The sequence below is a fragment of the uncultured Nostoc sp. genome, from assembly GCF_964245445.1.
Taxonomy (GTDB): domain Bacteria; phylum Cyanobacteriota; class Cyanobacteriia; order Cyanobacteriales; family Nostocaceae; genus Nostoc.
The window spans coordinates 1-11,861 of record NZ_CAXTNE010000246.1 but is presented as its reverse complement, the minus strand read 5'-3'; the positions used below and the strand labels follow the sequence as shown (position 1 = coordinate 11,861).

8 protein-coding genes and 2 pseudogenes are annotated in these 11,861 nt (G+C 44.5%); 7 read left to right on the top strand and 3 right to left on the bottom strand.

Annotated elements, in window-relative coordinates; genetic code table 11:
- From ACFE90_RS29720 to ACFE90_RS29695, 6 genes and pseudogenes are all read left to right on the top strand, one after another.
- A pseudogene (locus ACFE90_RS29720) lies at positions 1-327 on the top strand (hypothetical protein); the annotation flags it as partial.
- A gap of 375 nt (positions 328-702) precedes the next feature.
- The gene (locus ACFE90_RS29715; RefSeq protein WP_375505959.1) at positions 703-2,241 is read left to right on the top strand and encodes an amidohydrolase family protein; all 1,539 of its coding nucleotides are present in this window, start codon (positions 703-705) and stop codon (positions 2,239-2,241) included.
- Positions 2,242-2,346: 105 nt separating this feature from the next.
- On the top strand, positions 2,347-2,997 hold the full coding sequence (locus ACFE90_RS29710) for a dienelactone hydrolase family protein (protein ID WP_375505958.1): 651 nt from the start codon (positions 2,347-2,349) through the stop codon (positions 2,995-2,997).
- A gap of 160 nt (positions 2,998-3,157) precedes the next feature.
- Positions 3,158-3,778 carry a GDSL-type esterase/lipase family protein gene (locus tag ACFE90_RS29705; protein ID WP_375505957.1) on the top strand — a complete coding sequence of 207 codons (621 nt, stop codon included), beginning with the start codon at positions 3,158-3,160 and terminating at the stop codon, positions 3,776-3,778.
- Positions 3,779-3,849: 71 nt separating this feature from the next.
- Positions 3,850-4,848 carry an aldo/keto reductase gene (locus ACFE90_RS29700; protein WP_322652624.1) on the top strand — a complete coding sequence of 333 codons (999 nt, stop codon included), beginning with the start codon at positions 3,850-3,852 and terminating at the stop codon, positions 4,846-4,848.
- Positions 4,849-5,041: 193 nt separating this feature from the next.
- Positions 5,042-6,892, top strand: a complete 1,851-nt coding sequence (locus ACFE90_RS29695; protein WP_375505956.1) for an ABC transporter ATP-binding protein — start codon at positions 5,042-5,044, stop codon at positions 6,890-6,892.
- A 49-nt stretch (positions 6,893-6,941) separates the two neighbouring features.
- On the opposite strand, the gene ACFE90_RS29690 is transcribed toward ACFE90_RS29695, so the two are convergent.
- Both ACFE90_RS29690 and ACFE90_RS29685 read right to left on the bottom strand, forming a co-directional pair.
- Positions 6,942-8,042 carry a sulfonate ABC transporter substrate-binding protein gene (locus ACFE90_RS29690; protein WP_375505955.1) on the bottom strand — a complete coding sequence of 367 codons (1,101 nt, stop codon included), beginning with the start codon at positions 8,040-8,042 and terminating at the stop codon, positions 6,942-6,944.
- A gap of 420 nt (positions 8,043-8,462) precedes the next feature.
- Positions 8,463-9,494, bottom strand: a pseudogene (locus ACFE90_RS29685) (IS630 family transposase).
- 611 nt (positions 9,495-10,105) lie between these two features.
- Between ACFE90_RS29685 and ACFE90_RS29680 the strand changes: the two are divergent.
- A complete protein-coding gene (locus ACFE90_RS29680) occupies positions 10,106-11,245 on the top strand; it encodes an LLM class flavin-dependent oxidoreductase (RefSeq protein ID WP_375505954.1) in 1,140 nt (379 codons plus the stop codon).
- Positions 11,246-11,381: 136 nt separating this feature from the next.
- Here the strand turns inward: ACFE90_RS29680 and ACFE90_RS29675 are convergent, their stop codons facing one another.
- Positions 11,382-11,573, bottom strand: coding sequence for a hypothetical protein (locus ACFE90_RS29675; protein WP_375505953.1), 192 nt, complete (start codon positions 11,571-11,573; stop codon positions 11,382-11,384).
- Positions 11,574-11,861: the final 288 nt, after the last annotated feature.

The window sequence follows — 11,861 nt, the reverse complement described above, 5'->3', positions numbered from 1 at the left end:
GCTCCCTGCTCCCCTGCTGTCTTTATGATGATCTCACAAAATCGCATTGCTCCCCGAGGTCATCGCACCATACTTGGTACTCCTGAAAGTATTGCCGATCAACTAGAGGAATGGTTCAATAATGGTGCAGCAGATGGTTTTAATATTATGCCGCCAATTTTGCCTACAGGATTGGATGAATTCGTGAACTTGGTCGTTCCCATCTTGCAGAAACGGGGACTGTTCCGTACTGAATATGAGGGTAGCACCTTGAGGGAAAACCTGGGGCTGCGTCGTCCGGGTAATCAATTTGCCGCTAAAGCGGATGCAAGATTGGTTTTGGCGTAAATCAATAGGGCTTACGCAACGCCGCATATTCTTTTCAGTTCGTAGTCAGGACTTTAGTTCTCTCTTGCAAACGCTAGTTGAACAAAATTGGGACTAAAGTCCTTACTACAAACAAAAAGCGTAAGTCCTGAGCAAAAAAGTATTGAGTTTCGAGTGCTGTAGACACTCTTACGGTGAACTAGTGCGTTACGGGTTCTTTCAGTTGTAGCAATTGTCTTAGCTGAGTTATCCAGATGCGATAAATCGCCTATAAATTTTAAGGTTTTATTGGTCTTTCAATCCAATAAATTACCAAGTAACACTCAGATGGGTTGTTGTACTCAGCACTCATAACTCATTTCTCAGCACTACTGTCATTTATTCAAGGAAAAAAACATGACTGAATATAGCAGATTAAAAACTTCTCGTTCCGCCGCAATCAAAGCAACCCTTGATTATCCGATAATTGATACTGATGTTCACACTAATGATTTCACTCCGGCGCTGGAGGATTACATTGCTAAGTATGGTGGCTCGAAACTCGTAGATGAATTACGCAAAGCAGAAACTTCTCGTCTCAATTCCAAAAGCAATGGTAAAGACTGGTATCAACAAACTCCAGAAGAACGCCAGTACAACCGCACAATTCGATCGCCTTGGTGGGCGAGAGTTACTCGTAACACTTTAGATTTAGCAACTTACACTTTGCCCGAATTGTTCTATCAACGTCAGGCGGAGCAGGGGTCAGATTATTCAGTGTTATTTCCGAATAATGTTCTAGCACCAGCTGGAGCCAGTAAAGAGAATCGTCAAGCACTGCAACGCGCAGTCAACCACTATCACGCTGACTTGTACCGGAAATATAGCGATCGCCTGACACCTGTAGCTGGTATCCCTATGGGTAATCCTCAAGAAGCCGTTGAAGAGCTAGAGTTTGCAGTGAAAACACTAGGATTGAAAGTAGCAAATATTCCTGGTGGTGTGAAACGGCCAATTAAGGCGATCGCTGATAAATATCCAGCAGAGCAATACCCTGAAATCGCCAAGTATGCCTCTTACATTGACTTTTACGGATTGGATAGTGAATATGACTACGATCCATTTTGGGCAAAAGCAGTTGAATTAGGTGTACCCATTACTACGCATTACGGTAGTCAAGGTTGGACTGGACGTTCCTCCACCAGTAACTACATGAACAACCACATTGGTCACTTCGCCGATGGCTCACAAGCATTTGCCAAAGCACTATTCTTTGGTGGTGTTACCAAACGTTTCCCACAGTTACGCGTAGCTATGCTTGAAGGTGGTGCAGATTGGGGCGCACACGTCTACATTCATTTAGTGGATAGATTCTCCAAGCGCAATCTTAAAGGACTGCAAAACTACAACCCAGAACTAACAAATGCTGATGAGTTGTTCTTGTTGTTTGAGCGTTTTGGTAGTGAATTCCTGGAAGCACATCCTCTGAGTAAAGAGGAACTGACAAAGAGTGTCTTGGGTTCTTCCTTCAACCGTCATAGTCGCTCACCCGTTGGTAGCGAACTAGAAGATTTTGCCGCCGCCGGTATTGAAACCATTGAAGACATCCGCGATCGCTGGGTAAATAGTTTCTTCTTTGGTTCCGAGTCTGACGATCGCACCATCGCAGCTGCATTTAACAACAAAGCTAATCCTTTGGGTGTAAAAATCAACGCTATCTACTCCTCTGATGTTGGTCACTGGGATGTGCCAGATTTGACCGACCCACTAGCGGAAAGCTGGGATTTAGTACAAGAAGGTGTGATTTCTGAAGCAGACTTTAAGGCTTATGTATTCAATAATCCTTACAAGTTTTACACCGAATCTAACCCCGACTTCTTCAAGGGTACAGCGATTGAATCCAAAGTTAGTGAAATCGCATCCCCACAAGTAGATAAGAAACTTGTAGTGGCATAAATCACGGAACAAGTTCACAATCTAGAGATTTTTACCAGTCATGGGGATTAGATGATTTCTAGTCCCCAATTCCTAAATCAAACACATACTTCAGGAATTACAGCTATGCCTATTGAACACCGCTCCGATTTATTGCCTTATATTTTCTCACCTATCTCTGATGATGCCAAAAAACCCGCACCTCTTGTGTTATTTCTACATGGAGCGCGCGATCGTGGTAACGACCTAAATGTGCTACTCAAATGGGGTTTACCTCGTTTTGTAGATGAGTCAAGCTCGTTACCTTATGTCTTTGCAGCCCCCCAACTTCCTGAAGGACAAACCTGGGTGGATCGAGAATCTGACGTAATTGCTTTGGTGGATAATCTCATCACCTCCCAACCCATCGATCCGTCCCGTGTGATTTTGTCTGGATTCAGTTTAGGTACGGCTGGAGCATGGCATATCGCTGCTTCTCATCCTAATCGTTTTGCTGGTCTGGTAGCAGTGTCTGGTCGTGTACCCAAAACATTAGAAGCAAGCCAATTAGCTGCTCTTAAGAACATTCCTATCCAAATATTCCAAGGTGGAAAGGACGAAAAACTGCCGATTGAGGATGCACAACATATTGTCGATACCTTGCGCGGATTGGGGGGAACAGTAGATTTTACCGTACTGCCGGAAGGGGATCATTTTATAGCCGATGAAGTGTACAGTGACTCGAAATTGCAACAATGGCTGATTTCACAGAACCGTCGCGCATCTGTAGCTGTTTGAGGTGAAATATCCAGAAACTCAATTGTCATCTTCCCTGCGATAGATAGCTTATCCTAAATATCAATAAATTAACATCTGTGTGAAATGACAAATAGAATTATGTACATCATGCTTAATTCTGGGTAAAAACAGAATTTCTTCTCCAAAATTCAGTTGATTTATGTCAGACTCTCGCAAAGAAATCAGAATCTGTTTTATTGGTGAATCGTTTGTCAATGGCACAGGCGATCCAGAGTTTCTGGGTTGGACAGGTAGAGTATGCCGCAATGCTGAGTCAAAAGGATATGCAATCACCTACTACAACTTGGGGGTGCGGGCTGAGACAAGTCGGTATCTCAAACAACGTTGGCACTCAGAAGTCTCTTATCGTCTCCCTCCAAAACACGATGGTCGAGTAGTGTTTTCCTTTGGGGTAAACGATTCCGGATGGGCGGGTAAAAAGCAAGGAATCGAACTTTCAGAGTCGATCGCAAATGCTCACAGCATCCTGACCCAAGCAAAGCAACTCTATCCTGTTTTGATGGTTGGACCGCCACCATGCGGCGATGTCGATCAAGAAAAAAGAAATCAAATTATCGCAAATCTGTCACAGGAATTTGCGTTAGTTTGTCATGAATTAAATGTTCCGTATCTTGATGTGTTTTCCAGTTTGGTAGAGTCACCAATCTGGCTAACAGAAGCAAAAGCGAATGACGGTGTTCATCCAAAAGCAGATGGTTATGCAGAATTTGCCGCGATCGTACAAAACTGGAAAAGTTGGTTAAATTGGTTCACGCCTTAAAAAATATAGCCTTTTAGTTATGCCATCGCATTCTATTTAGAAATTTCAACACTTTCTCAATCAACAACCCCATGACCTTACCAACAACTAAGCTCGGTCAAACTGGATTGACCGTTTCGCGCCTCTGTCTTGGCACTATGACCTTCGGCTTGCAGACAGATGAAGAAACTTCCAGACAAATCCTTGACACCGCCGCCGATGCGGGAATCAACTTTCTGGATACAGCAGACGTTTATCCCCTTGGGGGTGGGCTTGCTACTGCTGGAAGTACCGAGGAAATTATTGGGCGCTGGCTCAAAGGCAAACGCGAACATTTTATTTTGGCTACCAAGGCTGTAGGTAAGGTTGGCCCTGCACCTTGGGATCAGGGTGCTTCGCGCAAACACATTTTGGATGCGATTGATGCTTCTCTCAGACGACTGGGAACTGATTATGTTGACCTGTACCAATTGCATTCGGACGATGCTTCAACCCCTCTTGATGAAACTCTGGAAGCACTGGATACGATAGTTCGCGCTGGTAAGGTACGCTATATCGGGGTTTCTAACTTCTTGGCTTACCGACTCAGCCGCGCTTTGGGTCGTGCCGATGTCCGAAATCTAACTCGCTTTGTTTCAATTCAACCCCGTTATAATTTATTATTCCGCGAAATTGAGCGAGAACTTTTGCCTTTGGCGAAAGAAGAGGGACTAGGTGTAATTCCTTACAATCCTTTAGCAGGTGGTCTATTGACTGGCAAACACAATCTGACTCAAGGCCCCACCGCAGGCACACGTTTCACCTTGGGTACTGCCGCAGAACGTTATCAAGAACGATACTGGCGCGATCGCGAATTTAATACTGTTGAGGAATTACGTACAGTCGCAGAATTCGCTGGATTGTCACTTACAACTTTAGCGGTGGCTTGGGTACTGGCTAATCCGATTATTACCGCCCCGATTATTGGTGCTAGCCGACCAGAACAACTTGCTGATACCCTCAAGGCTGTAGAATTCCAACTCGATGATAATTTGAAACAAAAACTAGACGATATCACCGCCGAATATCGTCGGGGAGATTCTCTGCGTTAAGGATTATCAGCATAGAAATTTGGTTGCCAGGAAAGGATTTAGTGATTAGAGGACAGAATAGCTAATACCAATTCTCCAAAATGATGCAAAAACCTAGATGAAATGTGACTTTCTTAATCTCGTTCGCCTAGCGTGACTTGGCTGTTATTACAAACTACGAATTGGTATACGTGATACAAATCTATCAAATTTCATGAATAAAAAGTCCAGACAATCCAAATCCTTTCAACGTGCTGCCAATGCACCTAACTTGCCAGACACGACCTTTAGGTTCATTTGCTATTTCGTTAACCAGTTCCGGTGGTGGTATGTGCTAATGGTGATTCTGGAGGTAATACACGCAACCTGCGGCATTATGTTACCTTACGCCATTGGCGAGATCATTCGGAGCGTGACGCGATCGACGGGCGACAGCAAGTCCATTTTTGATGCGGTGAATCAACCCCTAATGTTGTTCATAGCCTTAAGTGTGGGTGAAGTGGTATTTGGGCGGTCGGCTGGACTCTTGCAGACCATCCTCCATCCGATCCACCGACAGCACATCGTGCGATCGCTATATGCCTATTTGCAGCATCATTCCCATCGCTACCTGAGCAGCAGTTTTTCCGGGGCATTGGCACATCGGATTAGCGAAACTTCTCTGGGTGTTACCCAGACGATGCAAATGATGATTACTGAATTTATGCCAGTAATTGTTGTGTATACTGTCGCCACTATGTTGCTGTATCGCGCCTATCCTCCGCTTGCTGCATTCGTAGGGATATGGGCAGTTCTCTTCATCAGTATTTCGTTCTGGTTGGCAACTCGCTGCCGAATTTATTCCCGGAAAGCCGCAGCCGCCAGAAGTGAGACAACTGGCATCATTGTAGATGCGGTAACAAATCTTACTAATAGCCGACTGTTTGCTCGCCTGGGTTTTGAACGACGCTATTTAAATGAGCAATTAAAGGACGAACTCAAAGAGGTGAGAGAGTCCAACTGGTACTCGGAGCGAATCCGTTGGTTTCAGTTTATCTCAGCAGCAGTCCTGAAAATTGGCACTTTGTATTACTCGCTCTCACTTTGGAGTCAAGGGACGATCGCAACTGCGGATTTCGTTGTAGCAACCAGTCTGTCACTGTTAATCATTAGTGAAGCCCGCAATTTAAGTAGACGGTTTTTAGAATTTTTTGAACATATCGGCAATATTGCCAATGGTGTCTCTATTATCGTTCAACCCCACGAGATCATTGATCGAGATAGTGCGATCGCCCACTCAATTACCCAAGGTAAGATCGAATTTCGGCAAGTGAATTTTGGCTACTCCCTTGGCAAAAAAGTATTCGACAATCTCTCTATCACCATTCAACCAGGCGAGCGTGTTGGACTGGTTGGCTTTTCTGGCTCTGGAAAATCCAGTTTCGTAAATCTAATTTTGCGTCAATTCGATCCCCAATCGGGACAGATTCTCATTGATGGGGTGGATATTCAAGACATGACGCAAGATGCCTTACACGTCCAAATCAGCTTGATTCCTCAAGATCCGTCTCTGTTCCATCGGACATTAATAGAAAATATTCGTTATGGACGACTAGATGCTACCGATGAGGAAGTGATCGAGGCAGCACGCAAAGCTTATGCTCATGATTTTATCGCGCAGATTAAAGAAGGTTATAATTCTTTGGTCGGTGAACGCGGTGTCAAGCTTTCTGGAGGGCAAAGACAAAGGATTGCGATCGCACGGGTAATTCTCAAAGATGCACCAATTCTGATTCTAGATGAAGCTACCTCCAGCCTCGATTCCATCACCGAAAAAGCGATCCAAAACACTCTAGATTTAGCGATGGATGGAAAAACCGTCATCGTGGTGGCTCATCGACTTTCTACTATTGCCCATCTAGACCGCATTTTGGTATTTGACCAAGGGCGGATTATCGAAGATGATACCCACGCCAAACTGTTGGCACGCCGTGGTGCTTACTACAGGTTATGGAAAATGCAGGCAGGTGGATTCTTACCTGTAGAAGCTAATAATCAAAATGCCTCCGAACTACAAACAGGATAGTTTCGAGTAAGTAGGTGGGCGCTAAAAATGCGCCTACCTCCTGCCTTTTTCAATTAGTTTTGGGTGAAAAAGCTGCATATTGCTCAGGTGTAAGCATCGCTTCTTTGACGTTAATTTCTTTGGGAATCAATTTCAGTTCATAGAATTTCTCAGCAACTTGCTGTTGAAGAGTAATTAATTCTTGAGAAATTGGTGTAATGCCAAACTTTCTTCTTTTAGTAGTTTTTTGCATTGTTTCCAAATCAATGCCCAAAATGGGGGAGAGATTTGCAGCTACTTCATCTCGATGTTGATCAGACCATTGTTCAAAATTTTGAATTTCTTCTAGTAATGTCTTAATAATTTCTGGTTGCTGGCTAGCAAATTTTTGGCTAGCAAGGTAAAAGCCTCCCTGTTTATTAATTCCTGTACCATCAATTAATACACGAGCATCAGCAGATTTCTCGGCTGCTGCGTAAAATGGATCCCAAATGGACCAAGCATCAATACTACCTTTGACAAAAGCAGCACGAGCATCGGCTGGCGGTAAATATATGGGTTGAATATCACTATATTTCAAACCATATTTTTCTAAAATTTGTACCAGCATATAATGGGCGCTAGAACCTTTTTGGAAAGCTATCTTTTTCCCCTTGAGATCATTGACTGTTTTGATAGCTGATTTTTTGGAAACAAGAATTGCTGAACTACCAGGACTTGGCGCAATTCCCGCAATATATGTGATTGCAGCACCTGCTGCCTGGGCAAAAATTGGTGGCGATTCTCCAGTATGCCCAAAGTCAATACTGCCAACATTCATAGCTTCTAAAAGCTGTGGACCAGCCGGAAATTCAATCCATTCAACAGATGCACCTTCAGCTTGTAATCGCTTTTCTAAAAGCCCTTTAGTTTTTAGGAGAATTGCTGATTTCTGATAGCCAAATCTGACTACTGATGCTTTAGTTTGAGTGGAATTATTGGCAGATATTGTAGTATTACTTGGATTATTTGCTGTACAAGCAGCAAATAGTAAACTAAGGCATAAGCCAGTAATAAAAGCTCCAGGAATTTGTATAGGAGTAGTTGATAATAACCGTGTTTGACTAGCAAATCTGGAAATCACCCATTTTCTGCAATAGATTATTATGCGGTTAAATAAAAACTCAAACATTAATTTTGACCTCTTTTTTCGGAAAAATGCTAAGTTTATTGATTGTCAGTATCGTTAGATCAAGTAATTTATGATTACTTTGCTAAATTTATATTTTTAATTAATTTACACTAAACCAGTCAATTTACAGTATTTTATTTTTTATAAGATACTAGCATCTCATAAAAATTTTAGTAAATAGGTATTTACGGCTAAAACTTAAACCTAAAAATACAGTTGCTTGTGTCAACCAAATCTGATAAAATGCATTTTTCAATACAAAATTGCAGTAAATTCGTAAAATTGCCGCAGATTTAATTTTTTGTACTTGATTCTCTGAAATAAAGCTTTTTGCAGATCGGTAAGTTTTTACTAAGTAAGTCGTGGAGAAAATTTATAAGCATGTAACAAACAATGAAGCAGAAGAATTAGAGTTAAATCTTATACGTTGGGTACTGTAATTTCCTTTTTCACCTCTTGTTTGGACTCCATTAATGACAGCATGAGGCTTGCGTCTAATTCATCGTCAAAAGTTTTAGAGGCAAGTTCATCTTTTTTGAGGTGCTGCCATTCCAATTCAATTGGATTCATTTCCGAACAATATTTAGGTAAAAAGAAGATGTACAAACCCATGCCTTCCCACTTTGACCGTAATTGCTGTACTTCTTTACACCGATGTATCGGGTCGTTGTCCTGGACGATTACTCTAATACGTCCTGTTTTTTGGGCAACTGATGCTTCGATCTCCATCATCTGTATATAAGATTTGCGTGAAACGCCGCCAATCATTAAACCAGAAACAAAACTAATTAAGGGTTGGAAAAATCCAATAATACTTAACCTTCGTCCTCTGTGTTTGCTCTGCTCTAAGCGTTTTTGTTGACCTCGGAAGTAATAACTGCAACTCGGTTCGCTCCAAGCACAAAACCTTGATTCATCCACATACTTTAAATCGATTTCTCCGGCAGCAGCAGACAATTCCAGCATTTCTAAGTCTGCTTGTTTGATTTGCTGTATTACTGGGTCTTGTTTTCCTTTGTGACTTTTCCTCGTTCTTTTCCAAATCACCCCCTTTTTTTAAGTACCTGTCTTAACCAGTCAGGACTTAATTTGATGCAGCGTTCTTTTTCTAATTTTTGGGCTAATTGAACACTATTGTATGTGCGTGGTTCTTTTTCTAAACATTCTTCTAAGAACACCAGATCAGCTTCCGTCCACCTTGATTTACCTCCCCGCCCTAGTTTCTCCCAAAGCCCTTCTAAACCAAGATGCTCCCATCTATGCAAAACTTCTCTCACTGTTTGGGCAGTCCAGTTCAAGTGAGCCGCTATCTTCTCCACATACAAACCATGTGCCCTCAATCTAATTACTTCTGCTCGGTCTTTGACCTTTTGGGGTACGTCTGCCGTTCTCTAGGTTTAACAGAGTTTTATCTTGCTCAGGAGTCAGAAATACCCTTAAACGACTGCTCATATCCTTGTCACCTTGGTAGACATATCATACGTATTTACTTATCTTTACATAGTTTGGTTTTTTCACCTCGTCTTACTTAGTAGGCATTGCAGTAGTGCTAGTATGTCGAACATGGGCTGTATGTAGCTCTTGAATTGTCGTTGTGGAAGACAATAACTCTACTACATCAGCCCTCCCTCTTCATACTCTTTTTTTGGCAAAGGTATTGTTATTTAATACGTCTTTGGAGGTGGGGTTTTTCGAGCCATAAAATATTTATGCTTTTTCAAAGTAAAAAAACTATAACGATAATTGATATCTAAAAAGAAATTACTGTACGATCCCGCAAAAACTTACCGCTTATATTGCGTGGAGCATCAGTAGCCAACCAAATTGCAGTGCTGACTTTTCACGGCATCTGGAAAAGGTTATTTTGAGGGTTTCTCAAACCCTAACTTTTACGTTACCTATTTTCATTAACTTAGAGTTATAGAGAATTAGACTGTGGAAAAAGCCACGCTGTTTCGTGGTTTGAGTATGATATATTAGGATTGAGAAAAAGATTATACGGAAATTTTCCGTATAATAAATAGTTGGGCGGCACGGAACGAATAAACGACTATAAAGACTCAATGCAGAACTCCCTGAAGCTCGGATTCTTCATCCAGCCCGTCCACCCGCCGTCCCGTTCCTATGGGGACGTTCTTTGCGAGGATCGCGAAGCGGTCATGCTCGCCGACCGGCTCGGCTACCGCGAGGCCTTCATCGGCGAGCATCTCGTCGACTCGGCCGAGACGATCACATCGAGCCTCGCTTTCATTGCGAATCTCGCTGATGCGTGCCCGTCGATCACCTTCGGTACCGGCGTGCTTCCGCTCGCCAACTACCACCCGGCGATGGTTGCGGCGCAGGTCGCGATGGTGGACCACCTGGTGCAGGGTCGCTTGATCCTGGGAGTCGGACCCGGCGTTGCCGGTGACGCAGAAGCCATCGGAGATTTGGGCTTGAACCGAAATCACAAGACCCAGGAGGCGCTCGAGCACATGTGCCGGATCTGGAGCGAAGAGCCGCCATACCGGATCGAAGGCAAGTTCTACCGGACCACCACGGAGCGCTCGCTTGATCGAAACATCGGAGTGGGTGTCGCTCTCCGACCTCTGCAAGAGCCCCATCCGCCCATCGCCATCACCTCGATCCGACCGGACGCTCAGGGACCGCACGCCGCGGGAGCGCGCGGCTGGTCCGGAATCTCGGCGACCTACGTGGGTAGGTACGTCGTCCGGGCCCACATTAAGAACTACCTGGAAGGCCGGCGAGCGGCGGGCCTCTGTGCCGATGCTTCCGGGTGGCGCGTGGCGCGCAGCGTTTTCGTGGCCGATGACGAGGTCACGGCACATCGCTACGTGCATCGCGAGGACGGCGCGCACCACTTCTACTTCCACGTCATGAGGACCAAGCTCGCGAAGGCCGGCGCGCTGGACGTCATGCGCGACTTTCCCGACCAGCCGGATTCCGATCTCTCTACGAAGCGGTGCATCGAGCGTCTCGTAATCGCGGGAACCCCCCAGAGCGTCGCGGACCAGATTCTTGCATTCCGCAACGAGGTCGGCGCGTTCGGCACACTGCTCTACACGGGCCACGACTGGACTGATCCAGCGCTCGCCCGGCGCTCCATGGAGCTCATGGCGAACGAGGTCTGGCCCCAGATCGATCGGGCCGCGCGTGGGACGACACCAAAAGGTCAAACTGACGGTAAGGCATTTTCAGTCTGATGGATAGCCCAACCATTGCGTGCAGCCGACGCCCGTCAGCGGGCGCGGCTGACGCAGGCGTTAGACCGCTTCGCGTGACGCAAGATGTTTGCGCCTGATTGTATGAACACGTTAGCGATGCCGTTTCGCTCATTAATTATTCGCGAACCAACTCTGCTTGTTGGCGATATTTAAAGGTTTCTTCGATTAAATCTTTCAGCCCTTGATTGAGAGCCTCAATGGATCGGTCTAAAGCTTCAATTTTGGCACGATGGGTAATTTGTTCCAGAGCATCTAAGTATGCTGGGCTACCAGCTTTACCCAAGTGCTGATACCCTTGATAAACCATCAGTCTTTGTGGGAAATATTGATGAAGATGCCTGTAGTTTGTAATACCAATAATTATCAGTCCGCCCCTTAGCTTGATAGCGAACAATCCAACATGAAGCAGGAGCAACCTTACCAGAAGCGAGTATCGAATGAATTTCTTGCTTAAGGCGCGCTTTAGTTTTGGTTACGGCATCTATACGACTTGTTAAATCATCTAATGGAGAAAGCTTTTGCGACTGAGGCACATAACACACGGGAGCAACGCGATTTGGTGAGGTAGGATCAAAAACCAGCGATCGCTAAAAAT

Bases quoted from the DNA above. Each gene is read 5' to 3' on its own strand.
- ACFE90_RS29710 (WP_375505958.1), top strand. From the start codon at position 2,347: ATGCCTATTGAACACCGCTCCGATTTATTGCCTTATATTTTCTCACCT.
- ACFE90_RS29680 (WP_375505954.1), top strand. From the start codon at position 10,106: ATGCAGAACTCCCTGAAGCTCGGATTCTTCATCCAGCCCGTCCACCCG.
- ACFE90_RS29695 (WP_375505956.1), top strand. From the start codon at position 5,042: ATGAATAAAAAGTCCAGACAATCCAAATCCTTTCAACGTGCTGCCAAT.
- ACFE90_RS29690 (WP_375505955.1), bottom strand. From the start codon at position 8,042: ATGTTTGAGTTTTTATTTAACCGCATAATAATCTATTGCAGAAAATGG.
- ACFE90_RS29705 (WP_375505957.1), top strand. From the start codon at position 3,158: ATGTCAGACTCTCGCAAAGAAATCAGAATCTGTTTTATTGGTGAATCG.
- ACFE90_RS29700 (WP_322652624.1), top strand. From the start codon at position 3,850: ATGACCTTACCAACAACTAAGCTCGGTCAAACTGGATTGACCGTTTCG.
- ACFE90_RS29715 (WP_375505959.1), top strand. From the start codon at position 703: ATGACTGAATATAGCAGATTAAAAACTTCTCGTTCCGCCGCAATCAAA.
- ACFE90_RS29675 (WP_375505953.1), bottom strand. From the start codon at position 11,573: ATGGTTTATCAAGGGTATCAGCACTTGGGTAAAGCTGGTAGCCCAGCA.